This window comes from Cellulophaga baltica (assembly GCF_900102165.1).
Taxonomy (GTDB): domain Bacteria; phylum Bacteroidota; class Bacteroidia; order Flavobacteriales; family Flavobacteriaceae; genus Cellulophaga; species Cellulophaga baltica.
In genome coordinates, this window is record NZ_FNBD01000009.1 from 58,497 (window position 1) to 77,553 (window position 19,057).

The window sequence follows — 19,057 nt, forward strand, 5'->3', positions numbered from 1 at the left end:
GTTTTGAGGAAACGTAAATTCGAATGAAAATTACTAAGAAAACTGTATTAAATATTTTATTATTTGCTTTTATTCTTTCATTTTTTGTGACTCCACTAGGAGATTATAGTAAAGTATTATTAAATAAAGTTTTCTCGTTTAGCCCTTCTGTTACCGAGGAATCCGATAGAAATAAGATTACAGATTACGATTGGAGACTTAAGGATGAAAACTGGAATTTTTTCAATTTTAAGCGATCAAAAGGTAAAGTCGTATTTGTAAATTTCTTTGCATCATGGGTGCTTCCTTGTGAAGCGGAACTGCAAAGTATTCAAGCTTTATACGATAAATACCAGGACAAAGTAGATTTCTATATTATTTCTGATGAAGAAAGAGAACCTGTAGAAACCTTTATGGCAGAACATAATCTTACTTTTCCTGTGACTTATTTATTTATAGGAGAGAAAATGCCTTTAAAAGATATTAAAGCTCCAACATCTTATTTAATTGATAAGGAAGGTAATATTGTAATTCATAAAGAAGGAATTGCCGATTGGGATAATTCTAAGATTTATGATTTAATAGATCGACTTCTAACCAAATAATGAAATTTAATAGAGAGAAAATTGTCAACCTTGTTTTGCTTATTGCAGCAGGGATTGTATTGTTTACTCCTTTGGGTTTCCCCGTGAAAGTTTTTGTAAATAAACTTATTTCTTTTGCTCCTTCTGAGGTAGCTGAGGAAAAACGGTTCATCTTAAAAGATTACCACTGGAACTTAATTGCTCCGGAAAATAAATCTGTAAATTTCCAAGAGTTTCAGAATCAAGTTGTGGTGGTGAACTTCTGGGCTACTTGGTGTCCGCCGTGTGTTGCCGAAATTCCCGATTTTCAAGCTTTATATGATGATTACGGAACTGAGGTAGTATTTCTCTTTGTTACCAATGAAGATGCAACTGTAGTAAATACTTTTATGCATAAGAAAGGCTATACTTTGCCTGTTTATTATTCTCAAAATGCGCCTCCGTCCTTATTGCAATCTTCGGCCATACCTGCAACATTTGTAATCGGTAAATCAGGAGAGATTGTCATTGATAAAACGGGTGCTGCAGATTGGAATAGTGAAAGCACAAGAGCACTACTAGACCGTTTGTTATTAAATAAAGTATAAAGCTTACTTTTTAAAATATTTAAACGGAACAAATAACATTCCGAAACATTCCCCGTCTTCTTTTCCAGTATGTTTATGGTGCATTTTATGCGCTCTACGTACGCCTTTTGCATACCTATTATTAGCGTTCCTAAACAACTTAAAACGTTGGTGGATGAAGATGTCGTGAACCAAGAAATATGCTGCCCCATATACCATAATTCCAAAGCCAATAGGTAGGCCATACCAAAACCAAGTTTTTACTCCGGCTAAAATAAAAGACATGCTTACAACCGCATAAATGATGAAAAATGCATCGTTGCGTTCAAACCAAGAATCATGGTCTTTATGGTGATGGTCACTATGTAATACCCATAAGAAACCATGCATGATGTACTTATGGCTAAACCAAGCCATGAATTCCATAAATGCAAATGTGCTGATAAATATAAGTATCCAGATAAGCGTATTCATTGTTAAACTAAATTAAGTTTGTAATTTACATATGATTTTGCAAGAAGTCCAAATTTTTCATAATTAGGAACCCTAATTCTTGCATTTTGTATTTCTAATGGGGGCGTTTTTTGTAGTTTACTAAGCAATCTAGAGTAATATTTGTAAGCAGTATACACACCAAATTTTGCCGTATGTGGTAATCGTTCAATTCCTTCATATCCTAATTGAAAATCGGCCTTTATTTCATCTACAATTCTTTTTTTAGAAACTTCATCTAGTTGTTTTAGATTTGTATTAGGGAAATACGTTCTGTTTAAATCTTCAAAGTCATCCTTTAAATCACGCAAAAAATTTACTTTTTGAAAAGCAGATCCCAATGCCATTGCAGACGTTTTTAAAGAATCATAACTTTCTTGATCTCCTTGAACAAAAACCTTTAAACACATTAGACCTACTACATCTGCAGAGCCATAGATATATTCCTTGTATTCCGCATCTGTTTTATAAACTGTTTTATAAAGATCCATACGCATGCTTTTTATGAAAGAGTCTACCAAGTGATAGGGAATTTTATACGCATGGTAGGTGTGCTGAAAAGAATTTAAAATGGGGTTGAGGCTTATTTTGTGCTCTAGGGCGTCTTTTAGATCATTCTCAAACTTATCAAAAAGCAGCTCTTTATCATAGTCGTGAAACGTATCTACAATTTCATCTGCAAAACGAACAAAACCATAAATGTTATAGATATCTCCCCGAATGGAAGAGTGTAGCATTTTTGTTGCTAAAGAGAAGGATGTACTGTATGATTCTGTAACCGTTTTGCTGCAGCTATAAGAAACTTGGTCGAAAATACTTTTCATAGTTTTAGTTATTTGATTTGGTAATCAATTCAGCCACTAATTTCCCTGAGATTAATGCTGGCGGAACTCCTGGTCCTGGAACCGTAAGCTGTCCAGTGAAAAATAAATTTTTCACTTTTTTGCTTTTAAGATTGGGTCTTAAAAATGCGGTTTGAGTTAATGTATTTGCTAAACCGTACGCATTCCCCTTGTAAGAGTTGTATTCTTCAATAAAATCATTCACACAAAAGGACTCTTTAAATATAATATTGTTTTTTATCTTTTGATTTGTTTTTTCCTCAAATCTGTTAAGAATTAGATTAAAATACTCTTCTCTAATTTCTTCAGTATCTTTTAAATTTGGTGCAATAGGGACCAAGAAAAAACCAGTTTCATTTCCTTCTGGCGCCATGCTTTTATCTGTTACGGAAGGGAAATTTGCATAGAATAATGGGTTTTTAGGCCATTTAGGTTCATCATAAATTTCTTCAGCATGCAATTCAAAATCAGTATCAAAAAATAAATTATGGTGTTCTATATTTTTAATACGTTTATCAAAGCCAACATAAAATAATAATGATGATGGGGCAAATGTTTTTTTGCTCCAGTAGGCTTCTGTATATTGTCTGTGCTTTTCCGTTAATAAAGTTTCAGAATGATGATAATCTGCACCGCTCAAAACAAAATCTGCTAAATGTGTTTCTCCGTTTACAATGATACCCGTAGTTTTTTTATTTTCTACCAGGATTTTAGTAGCGGAACTATTAGTTTCAATCTTGACGCCTAATTCTTTGATCAAGCTTTCCATGGCCAAAATAATTTCATACATGCCTCCCTTTGGATGCCATGTTCCTAAGCCAAAATCGGCAAAATTCATAAAACTATAGAATGAGGGGGTCTTGCTTGGCTTCGCTCCTAAGAACAATACAGGGAATTCTAAAGTAGAGATAAGTTTTTTGTTCTTAAATCTTTTGCGGACCTCGGAACTAATCGTTTTAAAAAATTGATCTACTCTGGTTATGGTTTCAGGAGTAACCAACTCTAAAGGCGAAAGTCCTGGTCGCAAAACTACTTTGTTGATAGCGATATCATAGTTTTCTTGCGCAACCTTTATAAATTTTCTCAAGTGAATAGCGCTACCAGGCTCAATACGCTCAAACTCTTCACCTATTTTATCCATGCAATCTCCAATGGTAATCACATCATCAGAGAAAAATATTTTATAGGCAGGGCTTAATTTATCTAATTGGTAATAGTCAGAAGTTTTTTTGCCGAAATCGTTAAAGAATTTATCGAAAATGTCTGGCATCCAGTACCAGCTAGGTCCCATATCAAAGGTAAAACCTTCCTTCTTTAGTTGACGTGCGCGGCCTCCAACGGTATTATTTTTTTCATAAATAGTTACGTCAAAACCCTCTTTTGCTAAATAGGCAGCAGCAGATAAAGAAGAAAACCCAGAGCCAATAATTATTACCTTTTTTTTCATGCAGTTTTTAAAATATTACAACGCGCTAACTAGTTTTTCAATCGATTTAAATTTGTTCATATTTTCAGGAAGCATATCGGCTTGTATGTGTTGTACTTGATGTCCTAAAATCCAAAACTTGTAATTATTCTCTATCCCTAGTTCTTGATTAAAATTTTCTAAATACTTACGCAGTTTCCCTTTGTTAGGTTCAACAGTAAAATATGAGAGGAAATAAATATTGTCACAATAGCTCAATAAATCTTTTAAACATTCGATAGGTACCGTCTGGCCTAGGTAGATTGTTTTGTAGCCTCTCAAAGTTATTTCATAGTTTAGATACAGTAAGCCAATATCGTGTATTTCATTGTCTGGTAGGAAAAGCACAAAAGTTTTATCTGTTTTAGTGGGTTTATCTACAAGAAGCTTTTCAGTATTTAAAATAATTTTTTGCTTAATTAAGTTGGTTATGAAATGCTCATGAGACGGACTCACGGCATTATTCTGCCATAGTAATCCAAGTTCATTTAAAAGCGGAATAAAAGCCTCATAGAAAACATCTTTAAAGCTATTCTCTTTCAATAGACTGTTATAAGTGTTGTAAAATAAATTGGAGTCAAAATTTACCATGGCTATTTTAAATGAATTTATAGCATGGTTTTTTACTGTTTTTTTCTCAATAACTTCTTGGACAACAGTTGGGATGTCTGCTTCTGGTATTTGTGCAATTTTAGAAATCTTATGTCCATTATTATAGAGCAGTGTAATGTTTAAAAGCTTTTGCAAGCTCTTTAAACTATAGTTTCTGATATTGGTTGTGGTGCGTTCTGGTTCTAGTAAATTATATCTCTTTTCCCAAATACGAATGGTATGGGCTTTTATTCCAGATAAATTTTCCAAATCTCTTATACTGAAGTATTTTTTTACGTTGTTCATTTATTTTGAAAAAAGATTAAACAAATTTAATCTTTTTAATGATTGCATTTATTATTTCTGTGATTTTTTTACGGAAATAAATGTTCTGTTGAAGAATGAGGAGTAGAATAGTAGTGTAAAACAAAAAAAAGTCATTTAAGAAATAATTTCTTAAATGACTTATGTGCCCACGACTAGATTCGAACTAGCACGTCCTTACGAACACCACCCCCTCAAGGTGGCATGTCTACCAATTTCACCACGTGGGCATTTTAAGTCTGCAAATTTAGTAAACTTTTTCTAACCACATTTATTTATGAAGTAAAACTCTACATCTGCAAAAATGAATATTTTTTGCAAATTCAAAATAAAATTATATATTTGATCCATACCAGAACAGACCAGTACGGTTGATGATTATGCAAAATAGTTTTAGTTTTATTATTGATCACGAGAGTGATGTGCCAAAATATCAGCAAATTGTTGATGTAATTAACCAATCTATCGCTAAAGATGTTTTAGCAATTGGTGATTCATTGCCTTCTGTGAATGCTTTTTGTCAAGAACATCATCTATCAAGAGATACCGTTTTTAAGGCGTATACTATACTAAAGGAGAATGGAGTTGTCAAATCCGTTCCCAACAAAGGCTATTATATTGCTAGTAAAAACAGAAAAGTTTTATTAGTCTTGGATACTTTTAAGGCCTATAAAGAAGTGTTGTATCATTCTTTTATTAATGAAATGGAAGATGATATTATTACCGATGTTCAATTTCATCATTATAATATTGACAATTTTAAAACGATACTTAACAATAGTTTAGGTAAATATTACAAATATGTGGTCATGGGGTTTGATCATAAGCAGGTTTCAAAAACCTTAGCTAAAATTCCGAATAATGATTTGCTTTTAATAGATTGGAATATAAATTCTAATCCAGAAAACAATTATGTTTTTCAAGATTTTGGAGTTGCTTTTTATAAAGGATTGGAGTCTATTACCGAAAACTTTAAGAAATATAAGGCGCTTCATTTTCTATATCCTACGTATACTAATCATGCCAAAGAGACGGTAGCTTATTTTGAAAAGTATTGTCAAGATAACAACTTCGATTACCAGATTAAAACAAATCCACAGGAATATAAAATAGAAAAAGGGATAGCTTACCTCAGTGTGAGTGACCGCGTCTTAGGTGTTTTTTTAGAACAGTGTCGTAAACAAAATTTGGAACCAGGTGTAGATGTAGGTTTCTTATCTTATAACGATACACCTATGAAAAAGTTTATTTATAAAGGGATAACGGTAGTGACTACTGATTTTGAGCAGCTGGGTATTAGTGCTGCAAAGTTTATTAATTCAGATAAACCACTTCAAGTGTATGTACCCACAAAAATTATTGTAAGAGATTCATTATAACAATATGTATTACATAGGATTCGATTTAGGAAGCTCGTCTATAAAAGCGGCTTTAGTAGAGATTAAAACAGGAAAAAGTCTAGGGGTTGTTCAAGAACCTGAGACCGAAATGAGCATGCTTGCCTTGAAAAATGGTTGGGCAGAACAAAACCCTGAGGAGTGGTGGAAACACATTTGTAAAGCTATTGAGCGCTTAAAAAGAAAATATGCTGTTTCTAAAACCGATATTAAAGGGATTGGTATTTCTTATCAAATGCATGGACTTGTCATTGTAGACAAAGATGGCAAACCTTTGAGAAAAAGTATTATTTGGTGTGATAGTAGAGCTGTAGAAATAGGTAATACCGCTTTTGAAGCTTTAGGAGAAGAAAAGTGTGCTGCACATTTATTAAACTCTCCCGCTAATTTTACCGCCTCTAAATTAAGATGGGTAAAGGAAAATGAACCAGAGGTATATGCTAATATTTACAAGTTTATGCTGCCTGGAGATTATATCGCTTATAAATTTTCTAATAAAATAAATACCACTATCTCTGGTTTGTCTGAGGGTATTTTTTGGGATTTTAAAACTGATGGTATTGCTCAATTTCTTTTAGACTACTACGGAATAGAGGAGACTCTGGTGCCTACGATTGTAGACACTTTTGGTTTGCAATCTAAGGTAGATGAAAAAGGCGCAGAAGAGAGTGGCTTGGCTATCGGAACTCCCATCTTCTATAGAGCAGGAGACCAGCCTAACAATGCATTGTCTTTAAATGTGTTTAATCCAGGAGAAGTAGCTGCAACGGGCGGAACTTCTGGCGTGGTTTACGCGGTAACAGATAGTTTGTCTGGTAAAGAAAGCACACGCGTAAATAATTTTGCACACGTGAATTATAAAAAATCAGACCCGCGTATTGGTAAGTTATTAAATATCAATGGCGCAGGAATACAATACCGTTGGTTATTAAATAACCTAGCAGTTAACTCGTATGAAGAGATGAATACGCTTGCTTCAGAAATAGGTATAGGAGCAGATGGTGTTTGCATGCTTCCTTTTGGAAATGGTGCTGAGCGTATGCTTAATAATAAAGATATAGGCACAAGGTTAGTTAATGTAAATCTTAACAACCACCATAAAGGTCATTTATGCAGAGCAGCCTTAGAAGGTATCGCCTTTTCTTTTGTATACGGAATGGAAATTTTAAAATCTGATGGCATAAATGTGAATGTAATTCGGGCAGGAAATGACAATTTATTTCGATCAGACATTTTTGCAAATACAGTGGCCACTTTGATAGGGTATGAAATAGAAATATACAATACTACTGGCGCTATTGGAGCGGCACGAGCTGCAGGTTTGCATGAGGGTGATTTTGAAACGTATGGTAAATTAATCATGGATAATGATCATGTGATGACTTTTATGCCCTTTAAGGATAAAAAGCCGTATCAGGAAGCGTATCAGAATTGGAAAAAAGAATTAGAACTCGTTTTAAATAATAAATAGAATAACAACTTAAAATTAAATAACATGGCAATCTTAGGATATAAAGAATATTTTAAAGGTATTGGGGAGATTAAATTTGAAGGTAAGGATTCTGATAATCCATTAGCATTTAAATATTATAATCCAGAGCAAGTAGTTGCAGGAAAAACAATGCGCGAGCATTTTAAATTTTCTATAGCTTATTGGCATACATTCTGTGGTCAAGGAGGAGATCCTTTTGGTCCTGGAACTCAAAGTTTTGAATGGGACAAAGCCTCAGATCCTATTCAAGCGGCAAAAGATAAAGCAGATGCTGCGTTTGAATTTATTGGTAAAATGGGCTTTGATTATTTCTGTTTTCATGATTATGATTTAATTCAAGAGGCATCCACTTTTGCCGAGTCAGAGAAAAGATTGGTAACAATTACAGAATATATTAAAGAAAAGAAAGCAGCTTCAGGAGTAAAATTACTTTGGGGTACTGCTAATTGTTTTTCTAACCCGCGCTACATGAATGGTGCTGCTACAAATCCCGATTTTGACGTGCTTTCTAGAGCTGGTGGTCAAGTGAAATTGGCTTTAGATGCTACCATGGCATTAGATGGTGAAAACTATGTTTTTTGGGGTGGTAGAGAAGGATACATGTCTTTATTGAATACTGATATGGGCCGTGAGTTAGATCATATGGGACAGTTTCTTGTAATGGCTAGAGATTACGCTAGGGCTCAAGGGTTTAAAGGTAATTTCTTTATTGAGCCAAAACCTATGGAGCCTATGAAGCACCAATATGATTTTGATTCTGCTACAGCAATTGGCTTTTTAAAAGAGTACGGTTTAGAGAAGGATTTTAAAATTAATATAGAAGTAAATCATGCTACTTTAGCACAACACACTTTTCAGCATGAAATTGCTACAGCGGCTAAAGCAGGTATGTTAGGTAGTTTAGATGCTAACCGTGGAGATTATCAAAACGGATGGGATACAGATCAATTTCCTAACAACATTCAAGAAACTACAGAAGCTATGTTGGTCTTCTTGAAAGCAGGCGGTTTACAAGGTGGTGGTGTTAATTTCGATGCTAAGATTAGAAGAAACTCTACGGATATGGAAGATGTATTCTTAGCGCATATTGGTGGTGCAGATACGTTTGCGAGAGCATTGTTAACAGCAGATAAGATTATTACTTCTTCAGCTTATGATGATTTGAGAACAAAACGATACAGTTCATTTGATGCCGGAAAAGGTAAAGATTTTGAAGCAGGAAAGTTAACGTTGGAAGACTTGTATAAAGTAGCTCAAGAAAATGGCGAACTAGAATTAAAAAGCGGTAAGCAAGAGTTATTTGAAAACATCATCAACCAATACATATAAACCTGATCTATGGAAACTCCTAGAAATTCTAAATACTTAATGCAACTAACGCTGGTTGCTACATTAGGCGGATTACTTTTTGGCTATGATACAGCGGTAATTTCAGGTACTGTAAGTGCATTAGATAGTTTTTTTGTATTGCCTTTTGGTTTAGATGAAATGTCTGCTAATTCGCGATTAGGCTTTTTAGTGTCTAGCGCATTAATCGGTTGTATTATCGGAGGTATTTCTGGAGGATATATCAGTAAAAAAATAGGAAGAAAAAAAGGATTGTTGCTCGCAGCAATCCTTTTTCTTTGTTCTGCATTGGGTTCTGCAATGCCAGAGCTATTTATGAAACCTATTGGTGAAGGAGATCATACCTTTATCTATTTCTTCATTGTTTATAGAGTAATTGGAGGTATAGGCGTAGGGTTAGCATCGATGTTATCGCCATTATATATCGCAGAAATAGCACCTGCAAAAATTAGAGGTAAACTAGTTTCGCTGAATCAGTTTGCCATTATTTTTGGGATGTTAATTGTCTATTTCGTAAACTATTATATCGCAGGTCAAGGAGATGATACTTGGCTAAATACTATTGGTTGGCGTTGGATGTTTGCTTCAGAAGTAATTCCAGCATCATTATTTCTAGGTTTTTTATTGTTTGTGCCAGATACTCCACGTTCTTTGGTGCTCAAAAATAAACCAGATAAGGCATTAGAAGTTCTTGAAAAGGTAAACGGAAAATTGGAGGCTCAAAAAATTCTACATGATATTCAGAATACCGTGTCTCATAAGTCAGGCAAGCTATTTTCTTTTGGAATAGCAGTAGTGGTAATTGGCGTTTTAATATCTGTATTTCAGCAATTTGTAGGTATTAATGTAGTCTTGTATTACGCTCCTGAGATTTTTAAAAATATGGGATCTGGTACAGATACAGCTTTACTACAGACTATTATTGTGGGGGGTGTAAATTTAGTATTTACGGTTTTAGCAATTCTTACCGTAGATAAATATGGTAGAAAACCGTTAATGATCATTGGAGCTTTAGGGATGGCTGTTGCTATGTTTGCGTTAGGCGCAACCTTCTACTCGCAAACCGTAGGTATTCTAGCCCTAATTTGTATGTTGGTATATGTTGCAGGTTTTGCTATGAGCTGGGGACCCGTAACTTGGGTTTTGTTATCTGAAATGTTTCCAAATAAAATTAGAGATAAAGCTCTAGCAGTGGCGGTAGCTGCGCAGTGGATTAGTAACTATGTAGTGTCTTGGACTTTTCCAATGATGGATAAAAACATTTACCTCTTAGAAAAATTTAATCATGGTTTTGCGTATTGGATTTATGGTATAATGGGATTAATAGCCATGTTTGTGGTGTGGAAATTTGTACCTGAAACTAAGGGTAAAACCTTGGAGGAAATGGATGACGTTTGGGAAAAAAGTTAAGATTTTTTTTTAGTTGTACATACCCTATAAATTATGGAATCCTTGACAGTTGCTACTGTTCAAGGATTTTTTTTGTGTTGACAGCGACGGATAAAAATCATATATAGTATCTTTTTACTCATATATGATCCATCATCCTTTTGTGAAGTTATAGTTTTATCAGAGTGACAACCAAATGAGTATATATAATATCAACCTATAAAAAAGAAGCAGCAAAAAATGAAAGACCAAAAAATAAAAAATGAAAAGATAGTAGATCAAAAACTATCGCGAAGAGGGTTTATTACCAAAACAGCATTAGCAGCAGGTGCCATTAGTATTTTGCCTAGACATGTATTTGGAAGAGGTTTTATAGCTCCAAGTGATAAAATGAATTTAGGATTTATTGGCTTGGGAAAACAAAGTCAAGGTCTTGCTAAAAATTTTATAGGGAATACTAGCGCACAAATAGTAGCAGCTAGTGATGTTTGGAGTACCAAAAATATATGGTTCAAAGGACATGTAGAAAAAATATATGCTGAAAAAAGAAATGTGTCTAATTATAATGCGATCAGCACGTATCTGAATTACAAAGAACTTTTAGAGCGAAGTGATATTGACGGTGTAGTGATTGCCACGCCAGATCATTGGCATGCTATTCAGGCTATTGATGCCATGAAATCTGGTAAAGATGTCTATTGTGAGAAGCCTTTAACGCATAATATAGAAGAAGGTATTGCTTTAGTAAAGACCACAAAAAAAACAGGTCAGATTTTGCAAACAGGAAGTATGCAACGCTCTTGGGATTCTTTCAGAAAAGCCTGTGAGTTAATAAGAAACGGACATCTTGGTGATATTCAAAAAGTTCTAGTTAATGTGGGTGATCCTGCCGTTCCCTATAATTTAAAGGCAGAAGCAATGCCATCTGAGGTTAATTGGAATAATTGGTGTGGCCCCGCACCAATGCTTCCGTACAATCACCGGTTAGCACCATCTCGTAATGATGTAGATTTCTGGCCAGATTGGAGACTTTATGAAGAAGTGGGGGGTGGTATTCTCTGTGATTGGGGTGCTCATATGTTTGATATTGTACAGTGGGCATTAGATATGGATAACTCTGGCCCCGTTAAATATATACCGCCTACAGATAGAAATGCAGTACGTGGATTAAAAATGTATTATGAAAACGGTATAGAGATGATTCATGAAGATTTTGGTAGAGGTTGGGGCGTTCGCTTTATTGGTTCTAAAGGCACTATGGATGTTAGCCGTAGTTATTTGGAAACGACTCCAGAGAATTTACTTACGACAGCTTTATCTAATGCTAAAGTAAAGTTGTACAATAGCAATGGAAACCATTTGCAAGATTGGGTAGATGCCACAAAAACTAGAACACAGCCTATTTGTGATGTAGAAACGGGGCACCGTTCTGCAACCGTATGTAATATTGCCAATATAGCCTACAATTTAGGAAGACCTTTGCAATGGGATCCTAAGAAAGAGAAATTTATGGGAGACTCAGAGGCTAATAAAATGCGTGGTAGAAAAGACCGTAAGTTTTAGTAAATTATAAGCATTAGATATGCACCTGCTCTTTTCTGAAAAAAGCAGGTGTTTTTCCTGTATGTTTTTTAAATAGCCTAGAAAAGTAGGAGATGTTATCTAGTCCCACTTTTTCAGCAATCTCTTTCAAAGAGTCATTGGTAGTCAATAATAAGAGTTGTGAGCGCTCTATCCTTTTCTCCTGAATAAATTTATTAGGACCAATGTTATAGATCTGTTTGAACTGTTTAGAAAAATAATCGGGACTATAATTACAGAAGGTAGCAAGTTCTTCTACAGTTATAGGTAAATGTAAATTATGGTTGATGTAATTTAGTGTTTTTTGCATTCCAAAATTATTCACCTTTTGTTCATTTTGCAACTTGTAATTAGTAATAAATTTTGAAAATAGCACGGTAAGTAGCCCTTGCGTTTCTAGAAAATCTTTGGTATTCAAACTTTCATTTTGCTTTATAAAATCTAATAGTGTGGGTTTGTTGTCATACGTTTTTGGATCACTATTTTTTATTTCACGCTTATTATTTAACTCCGTGAGCCGTTCAAAGTAAGTTAGCATATGAGGTGTTGCTTCTATTTCATAAATAAAATCTTTTAGACTATAGATAGATACGCCATTGTTTACTTCTTCTAGAAAGCTAATATAATATTGTTCATGGTACTCTTCGCAAGAATATCTAGCATAAGCATAGCTAGGAACAATGTACATAAAACCCGGTTTTAAGATGAAAGTTTGATTATTGTGATACACTTTAGCGCTCCCTTTAGTGATATAATACATGCGTGTAAAAGGACTAATGACATTGTCAAAATTCCAGGAGCTATCAAGTTTAGCATAGCCAATATTTAATAAGGTTAAACGTAGGGATTGTAGAATTTCGATCATTTTAAATCTGTTTTTTGCGCTATTAGAACTGAATATGTCATCTTTTCTAATTACATGCAACTGCGTTAGCCATGCTAAATTAAGGAAATATGAGCTGAAAAGCACTAGACAAAAAATGAACATGTCGGAAATGTGCATTTTATGAACTGATTTGTCCAATAGTATGATTCTTTTAAATTCTATTTTTGGTGAGTTACTTATTTTATAAATTTTTATGATGAAAATTAGCAATTATATAATTTTTGGAATCTTTATAGCTTTCTTGGTATCATGTGGTGGTCCTGAGCTTCCTGAGATGGTCTCGTTAGAATATGAAAAGCTGCCTGAGAAAGTAGATTTTAACCAACATGTGAAACCTATATTGTCGGATAAGTGCTATTTGTGTCACGGACCGGACAAAGGAAACATAAAAGGAGGTTTGCAGTTGCATGAGGCGGAGTTCGCTTACGGAGAATTAAGTGAAAGTCCAGGTAAATTTGCAATAACACCTGGCAATTTAAAGAAAAGTGAATTTTTTCATCGGATCATGTCTAATGATCCAGATTTAATTATGCCAGCGCCTGGTTCTCATTTAACGCTTACAGATTATGAGAAAGCAGTATTGATAAAATGGATAGAGAGTGGAGCTGAATATAAAGAGCATTGGGCTTTCTTAAAGCCAGAGAAATATGAAATTCCTAAAGTTGATAATAAAGAATTAGTAGGTAATGAGATAGATAATTTTGTTTTGGCTAAATTAAAGGAAGTAAACTTGGTGCCTTCCAAAAAAGCAGACAAAGAAGTTTTATTGCGTAGAGCTTCATTTGATTTAACAGGATTGCCACCTACTACCGAAGAAATAAACAATTTTTTAAACGATACCTCCTCTAATGCTTTTGAAAAACAATTAGACAGGCTTTTAGTTTCAAAACATTTTGGAGAGCAAATGACCTTAGATTGGATGGATGTTTCAAGGTATGCAGATACGCATGGATATAGTAATGATAAATATAGAGATACCTCTCCTTGGAGAGATTGGGTGATTAATTCTTTTAATGAGAATATGCCTTATGACGATTTTCTTACTTGGCAATTGGCAGGAGATTTGTTTGAAAATGCCACTCGAGAGCAAAAATTGGCCACTACGTTCAATCGTCTGCATCCTCAAAATTTAGAAGGAGGTATTATCGATGAGGAATTTAGATCTGAATATGTAGCCGATAGAACGGCTACGGTGAGTCAAGGTATGCTAGGCTTGCCTTATGCTTGTGCAAAATGTCATGACCATAAGTATGATCCTATATCTCAGAAAAATTATTATGAGATGTATAGTTTCTTTAATAACGTAGATGAAACAGGGTTAATACCTTGGGATTTGGCTACTCCGGTACCAGCTATGATGTTACCTACTAAGGAGCAAGAAGGCGTCCTCGCGTATTTAGATGAAATTGTAAAAACTAGTGAGAAAAAACTAACAAAAACAATTACAACAGAAAGCCAAAAAGCCGCGCAATGGCTGGCAAATGAATCTTACAAAAATATTGCTACAAATGTGAAGCCAGATGGTTTAGTAGCAGCATTTAATTTTGATGACCAAAGACTAGTAAATGCTATTGGTGGTAATGGCAAGAACAAGGTTCAAATGCGTCAAGAGTTTGTAGAAAATGAAAAGGCTGTTTACAAACAAGGTGTCTCAGGAAAAGGACTGGCTATGGATGGCGATACTTGGCTGGACTTAGATAAAATTGGAATTTTTAAAAGAAACCAACCTTTTAGTATTTCTATACAAGTTTTTATTCCGGAAGAAATTACGGATGGGGTAATTTTTCATAAGATGAATAGTTCTGAGCTGCATAGTTTTAGAGGGTATCATCTAAAAATAAAAGAAAACAAGATTGAAGCTTTATTGGCGCATGTATATCCAGATAATGCTATTGTTATTGAGTCTTTAAATGATGTGCCTAAAGAAAAGTGGGTGCAGTTAACCATGACGTATGATGGCTCTAGTAAAGCGAATGGAATACATATTTATCAAGACGGAGAGCAATTAAAAACAAAGATGAAGTTTGATAATCTTTATAAAGACATCATCTTTAATGGATTGCAACTTTATGGAAAAGAGAGTCCAAAACTTGAGCCAGGCTTACGAGTTGGGGCTATCTGGAGAGATAAGGGTATCGGCGGTGCTGTAGTAGATAATTTATTGGTTTTTGATAAAGAAATTTCTCCAATTGAGGTCTTACAAATTAGCACCTCAGATAAATTAAAGAATCTTCAGAAAAAACCATACGCTAATTTAAGTGCGCTAGAAAAGCAACAATTAACCCAGTATTTTTTAAGTACAAAATCTCAGGAATACGTATCAGTCTTAAAAGACGTAGAGCATAAAAGAGAGGCTTTAGTAGATAGTACGGAAAAGGTAAAACAAATTATGATCATGAAAGAAAGCAAGTCTCCAAGACAAGCTTATATTTTAGATAGGGGTAATTATGATTCTCCTACCGATTCTGTTTTTCCAAATGTGCCTCAAGATATTTTCCCTTGGAAAGAGGCATGGCCTAAAAACAGACTTGGTTTGGCTAAATGGATTACAGATAAAGATAATCCATTAACGGCGAGAGTTACTGTAAATAGGTATTGGCAGAATCTCTTTGGAAGAGGATTGGTATTAAGTTCAGAAGATTTTGGAAATCAAGGCGATTTACCAACACATCCTAAATTATTAGACTGGTTGGCGATTCGTTTTGTGTCTTCAGGTTGGGATATTAAAGATTTATTAAAAACTATGATGATGTCTAACACGTATCAGCAAAGTTCTGTTATTAGTAAAGAGCTTTTAGCAGTAGACGGAGAAAATAGATGGTTGTCTCGTGGTCCATCAACAAGACTATCTGGAGAAATGCTTCGGGATAATGCTTTATATGCTTCTGGATTATTAAATGAAAAAATAGGAGGAGAAAGTGTTAAACCATACCAGCCAGAAGGCTTATGGGAAGTGAATGGTGATACGTATGAGCAAGATGGTGTAGAAGGCTTGTATAGAAGGAGTATGTATACCATTTGGAAAAGAACAATTCCGAATCCTACTATAGCCACTTTTGATGCTCCAACAAGAGAATTGTGTTCTTCTAGAAGACAGAAAACCAACACACCATTACAAGCCTTAGTGATTCTTAATGATCCTACGTATATAGAAGCATCAAGAGTTTTAGGAAAGCGTATGGCAGAAGAGAAAACTATTGATGCGGGAATTAAGTTGGCCTTCATAAAATTAACGGGTAGAACAGCAACTGAAAAAGAATTAAGCGTATTGAGGAAATTACAAAAATCTGAATACGATAAATTTAATAGCAACCTGAATAAGGCCTTAGGGTGGTTAAATACAGGAGCGTATGAATTAAGTGAAAGTGATAATAAGGCATTAATAGCTGCAAATGCTGTAGTAGCAAGTACCATCATGAATGCAGATGCTACAATTACAAAAAGATAAATTGGTAACCTTATAAGAATAAAACAATGTGTAACGATCATCAACAATTAAGGTCTAATAATAAAGATTTACAAGACGTAGAAAGACAAGCAGACCGACGACAGTTTTTAAAGAAAACATCATTAGGACTTGGTGCTTTGGCTTTAGGCAGTCTTTTAGGGGCAGATAGAATGTTCGCGGGTATCGGGAAAGATAGCTCACCTGAAGATATTTTAAAATCCTACAATAAAAATAGACTAGGCTTACCACATCATTTGCCAAAAGCAAAGAGGATTATTTATTTATTTCAAAGTGGTGGCCCTTCACAGATGGATTTGTTTGATTACAAACCAAAATTGACGGACATGTTTGGAAAAGAATTACCAGATTCGGTGATGAGTGGTCAAAGACTAACAGGGATGAGTGGTAACCAAAGTACCTTGCCCATAGCGCCATCTACATTTAATTTTAAGCAATATGGAGAATCTAGGGCTTGGGTGAGTGATGCTATGCCTTACTTATCGGAAGTGGTAGATGATTTGTGTTTTATAAAAGGTATGCAAACAGATCAAATAAACCATACTCCTGCTATTACCTTTATGCAAACGGGGAATCAGTTGCCAGGAAGACCTTCTATTGGTTCTTGGTTGAGTTATGGCTTGGGTTCAGACAATGAAAACTTACCTACATTTATTACGCTAGTTTCTAAAAATGGAAAAGGGCAACCTTTAAAAGCTAGTTTATGGGGTAATGGATTTTTGCCTACAGAACATCAAGGGGTGCAATTTAGATCAGGAAAAGATCCAGTATTGTATCTAAGTGATCCTGAAAATTATGATGGTCAGGACCGTAGACATATGTTAGATTATTTGGGTGATTTAAATGATTTACAAAAAGATGCTTACGGAGATCCAGAAATTCAGGCTAGAATGTCGCAATATGAAATGGCCTTTAAAATGCAAACTTCGGTGCCTGAAGTTTCAGATTTATCAGATGAGTCAGACAGTACTTTTGAGATGTACGGTAAAGATAGTAGGGATCCAGGAACTTATGCAGCTAATTGTTTAATGGCACGAAAGCTATTGGAAAAGGGAGTGAAATTTGTGCAATTATATCACCAAGGATGGGATCAACATAACTATTGTCCTGGAGGAGTTAAGAGCCAATCGCAAAAAACAGATCAACCTACAGCGGCTTTGATAAAAGACCTAAAACAACGAGGTATGTTAGATGATACTTTGGTTGTTTGGGGTGGTGAGTTTGGTAGAACAGTATACTCACAAGGGCAACTTACTAAAGAAAATTACGGAAGAGATCATCATCCAAAAGCATTTACTATGTGGATGGCAGGAGCAGGTGTTAAGCCTGGGTTTAGCTACGGCGAGACAGATGATTTTAGTTATAATGTGGTGAAAGATCCTGTGCATGTCCATGATTTTCATGCAACACTATTACACCTCTTTGGGGTAGATCATGAAAGATTAACATTTAAACATCAAGGGAGACGTTATCGATTAACCGATGTTCATGGAAATGTGGTTAAAAGTTTACTTACCTAATATAAAATCAACACAATGCCAACCAGAAGAAATTTTATAAAAAAGACCACTGCAGCGACGGCAGCATTAGCGGCTGTACCGTCATTCGGCTTTACCATATTAAAAAATAATAAGCCAGAAGAAACCATTTTAGGTCATGGTGATTACCAATACAAAGTTCATAATGACTGGGCACAAATAAGTTCGGTAAGAACCCCTTTATTAAATTGCCATGAAATGCAAATGGATAGTAAAGGACGGTTGATTATGATAGGAGATCATCCTAAAAATAATGTTCTAATTTTTGATAAATCGGGAAAGCTCCTAGATTATTGGGGTACCGCTTATCCAGGAGGTCACGGATTAACTATTTCTAATGAAGGTGGGGAAGACTTTTTATTTCTTGCAGATTCAGGATGGTATTTAAATAAAACAGGACAATGGGTTAAGCATAATGGTAGAATAAGCAAGACAACTACAGATGGGAAAGTTCTGTTTGATATTGGACACCCGCAGACCATTGGAGTTTATGAATCAGGATTAAATTTTTGTCCTACAGAAGTCGCTATTGGCCCTAATGGAGATATTTATGTGGCAGATGGTTATGGTCAAGATTTTATTTTACAATATTCTTATAAAGGCGAGTTTATACGTAAATGGGGAGGTCATGATAATGAAGATGCTAATTATAATTTGCAGAATGCGCATGGTGTAGCTATAGATCATAGAGATAAAAATAATCCAATGGTTGTTTGTACTTCAAGAAACCAACAATCTTTTAAATGGTTTACTTTAGATGGTACGTATGTCAAGACCTTATTCTTGCCAAATATGCAAGTGTGTAGACCTGTTTTTGATGATATTAATTTATATGCAGGTGTCTGTTGGTCGCAACCAAAAGAAGGAAAAACAAACTGGAAAGATCATACTGGTTTTGTGACTATTTTAGAAGGGGATACTGTTGTTTCCAATCCAGGAGGAACCGCGCCAGACTATAAAAAAGGAACACTGCAGAAATCATATCAACTAGAAAATAAACCTATTTTACATGGTCATGATGTATGCGTAGATGAAGATAAAAATTTATACATCTGCCAGTGGAATGCCAATAAAACAGCACCAATCAAATTAGAACGCGTTTAAAAAGGATTAAGAAG

At 34.8% G+C, this 19,057-nt stretch carries 15 protein-coding genes and 1 tRNA gene; 10 read left to right on the forward strand and 6 right to left on the reverse strand.

Translation table 11 applies throughout. From position 1 onward, the window contains the following. Positions 1 to 23: 23 nt before the first annotated feature. Both BLQ19_RS15470 and BLQ19_RS15475 read left to right on the forward strand, forming a co-directional pair. A complete protein-coding gene (locus BLQ19_RS15470) occupies positions 24 to 584 on the forward strand; it encodes a TlpA family protein disulfide reductase (RefSeq protein WP_029446918.1) in 561 nt (186 codons plus the stop codon). Beyond that, positions 584 to 1,150: a TlpA family protein disulfide reductase gene (locus BLQ19_RS15475; protein WP_074538939.1), complete on the forward strand. Its 567-nt coding sequence runs from the start codon at positions 584 to 586 to the stop codon at positions 1,148 to 1,150. Before BLQ19_RS15470 ends, BLQ19_RS15475 begins: the two co-directional genes overlap by 1 nt. A gap of 3 nt (positions 1,151 to 1,153) precedes the next feature. Here the strand turns inward: BLQ19_RS15475 and BLQ19_RS15480 are convergent, their stop codons facing one another. The 5 genes from BLQ19_RS15480 to BLQ19_RS15500 all read right to left on the reverse strand — a co-directional run bounded on the left by BLQ19_RS15480 (position 1,154) and on the right by BLQ19_RS15500 (position 5,073). Then, entirely contained in the window at positions 1,154 to 1,603 is a 450-nt protein-coding gene (locus tag BLQ19_RS15480) for a sterol desaturase family protein (RefSeq protein WP_074538940.1), read from the reverse strand. A gap of 2 nt (positions 1,604 to 1,605) precedes the next feature. Then, positions 1,606 to 2,445: a phytoene/squalene synthase family protein gene (locus BLQ19_RS15485; RefSeq protein WP_074538941.1), complete on the reverse strand. Its 840-nt coding sequence runs from the start codon at positions 2,443 to 2,445 to the stop codon at positions 1,606 to 1,608. A 4-nt stretch (positions 2,446 to 2,449) separates the two neighbouring features. Then, positions 2,450 to 3,910: a bifunctional phytoene desaturase/3,4-desaturase gene (gene crtID, locus BLQ19_RS15490; protein ID WP_074538942.1), complete on the reverse strand. Its 1,461-nt coding sequence runs from the start codon at positions 3,908 to 3,910 to the stop codon at positions 2,450 to 2,452. Between the two features lie 15 nt (positions 3,911 to 3,925). Continuing rightward, positions 3,926 to 4,825: a MerR family transcriptional regulator gene (locus BLQ19_RS15495; protein WP_024481486.1), complete on the reverse strand. Its 900-nt coding sequence runs from the start codon at positions 4,823 to 4,825 to the stop codon at positions 3,926 to 3,928. 164 nt (positions 4,826 to 4,989) lie between these two features. Then, positions 4,990 to 5,073, reverse strand: a tRNA-Leu gene (locus tag BLQ19_RS15500). A 150-nt stretch (positions 5,074 to 5,223) separates the two neighbouring features. Here BLQ19_RS15500 and BLQ19_RS15505 point away from each other — a divergent pair. The 5 genes from BLQ19_RS15505 (at position 5,224) to BLQ19_RS15525 (ending at position 12,031) form a co-directional block, all read left to right on the forward strand. Continuing rightward, positions 5,224 to 6,222, forward strand: a complete 999-nt coding sequence (locus BLQ19_RS15505) for a GntR family transcriptional regulator (RefSeq protein WP_306671377.1) — start codon at positions 5,224 to 5,226, stop codon at positions 6,220 to 6,222. A 4-nt stretch (positions 6,223 to 6,226) separates the two neighbouring features. Next, positions 6,227 to 7,711, forward strand: coding sequence for a xylulokinase (locus BLQ19_RS15510; protein ID WP_025615701.1), 1,485 nt, complete (start codon positions 6,227 to 6,229; stop codon positions 7,709 to 7,711). A gap of 24 nt (positions 7,712 to 7,735) precedes the next feature. Beyond that, positions 7,736 to 9,061 carry a xylose isomerase gene (gene xylA / locus BLQ19_RS15515; protein ID WP_074538943.1) on the forward strand — a complete coding sequence of 442 codons (1,326 nt, stop codon included), beginning with the start codon at positions 7,736 to 7,738 and terminating at the stop codon, positions 9,059 to 9,061. A 9-nt stretch (positions 9,062 to 9,070) separates the two neighbouring features. Continuing rightward, a complete protein-coding gene (xylE, locus tag BLQ19_RS15520) occupies positions 9,071 to 10,489 on the forward strand; it encodes a D-xylose transporter XylE (RefSeq protein WP_074538944.1) in 1,419 nt (472 codons plus the stop codon). 219 nt (positions 10,490 to 10,708) lie between these two features. After that, positions 10,709 to 12,031: a Gfo/Idh/MocA family protein gene (locus BLQ19_RS15525; protein WP_074538945.1), complete on the forward strand. Its 1,323-nt coding sequence runs from the start codon at positions 10,709 to 10,711 to the stop codon at positions 12,029 to 12,031. Positions 12,032 to 12,044: 13 nt separating this feature from the next. On the opposite strand, the gene BLQ19_RS15530 is transcribed toward BLQ19_RS15525, so the two are convergent. Continuing rightward, on the reverse strand, positions 12,045 to 12,914 hold the full coding sequence (locus BLQ19_RS15530) for an AraC family transcriptional regulator (RefSeq protein WP_024481481.1): 870 nt from the start codon (positions 12,912 to 12,914) through the stop codon (positions 12,045 to 12,047). Between the two features lie 214 nt (positions 12,915 to 13,128). On the opposite strand from BLQ19_RS15530, the gene BLQ19_RS15535 reads away from it, so the two are divergent. Genes BLQ19_RS15535 through BLQ19_RS15545 form a run of 3 tightly spaced genes read left to right on the forward strand, consistent with a single transcriptional unit; the run spans position 13,129 to position 19,043 of the window. Next, positions 13,129 to 16,383 carry a DUF1553 domain-containing protein gene (locus BLQ19_RS15535; RefSeq protein ID WP_074538946.1) on the forward strand — a complete coding sequence of 1,085 codons (3,255 nt, stop codon included), beginning with the start codon at positions 13,129 to 13,131 and terminating at the stop codon, positions 16,381 to 16,383. Between the two features lie 26 nt (positions 16,384 to 16,409). After that, on the forward strand, positions 16,410 to 17,921 hold the full coding sequence (locus tag BLQ19_RS15540; protein WP_074538947.1) for a DUF1501 domain-containing protein: 1,512 nt from the start codon (positions 16,410 to 16,412) through the stop codon (positions 17,919 to 17,921). A 15-nt stretch (positions 17,922 to 17,936) separates the two neighbouring features. Beyond that, the gene (locus tag BLQ19_RS15545) at positions 17,937 to 19,043 is read left to right on the forward strand and encodes a twin-arginine translocation signal domain-containing protein (protein ID WP_025615697.1); all 1,107 of its coding nucleotides are present in this window, start codon (positions 17,937 to 17,939) and stop codon (positions 19,041 to 19,043) included. Positions 19,044 to 19,057 lie beyond the last annotated feature (14 nt).

Coding starts and splice junctions, on each gene's coding strand:
- BLQ19_RS15475 (WP_074538939.1), top strand. CDS start 584: ATGAAATTTAATAGAGAGAAAATTGTCAACCTTGTTTTGCTTATTGCA.
- BLQ19_RS15530 (WP_024481481.1), bottom strand. CDS start 12,914: ATGATCGAAATTCTACAATCCCTACGTTTAACCTTATTAAATATTGGC.
- BLQ19_RS15480 (WP_074538940.1), bottom strand. CDS start 1,603: ATGAATACGCTTATCTGGATACTTATATTTATCAGCACATTTGCATTT.
- BLQ19_RS15505 (WP_306671377.1), top strand. CDS start 5,224: ATGCAAAATAGTTTTAGTTTTATTATTGATCACGAGAGTGATGTGCCA.
- BLQ19_RS15545 (WP_025615697.1), top strand. CDS start 17,937: ATGCCAACCAGAAGAAATTTTATAAAAAAGACCACTGCAGCGACGGCA.
- BLQ19_RS15535 (WP_074538946.1), top strand. CDS start 13,129: ATGATGAAAATTAGCAATTATATAATTTTTGGAATCTTTATAGCTTTC.
- BLQ19_RS15540 (WP_074538947.1), top strand. CDS start 16,410: ATGTGTAACGATCATCAACAATTAAGGTCTAATAATAAAGATTTACAA.
- BLQ19_RS15495 (WP_024481486.1), bottom strand. CDS start 4,825: ATGAACAACGTAAAAAAATACTTCAGTATAAGAGATTTGGAAAATTTA.
- BLQ19_RS15470 (WP_029446918.1), top strand. CDS start 24: ATGAAAATTACTAAGAAAACTGTATTAAATATTTTATTATTTGCTTTT.
- BLQ19_RS15485 (WP_074538941.1), bottom strand. CDS start 2,445: ATGAAAAGTATTTTCGACCAAGTTTCTTATAGCTGCAGCAAAACGGTT.
- crtID (WP_074538942.1), bottom strand. CDS start 3,910: ATGAAAAAAAAGGTAATAATTATTGGCTCTGGGTTTTCTTCTTTATCT.
- xylE (WP_074538944.1), top strand. CDS start 9,071: ATGGAAACTCCTAGAAATTCTAAATACTTAATGCAACTAACGCTGGTT.
- xylA (WP_074538943.1), top strand. CDS start 7,736: ATGGCAATCTTAGGATATAAAGAATATTTTAAAGGTATTGGGGAGATT.
- BLQ19_RS15525 (WP_074538945.1), top strand. CDS start 10,709: ATGAAAGACCAAAAAATAAAAAATGAAAAGATAGTAGATCAAAAACTA.
- BLQ19_RS15510 (WP_025615701.1), top strand. CDS start 6,227: ATGTATTACATAGGATTCGATTTAGGAAGCTCGTCTATAAAAGCGGCT.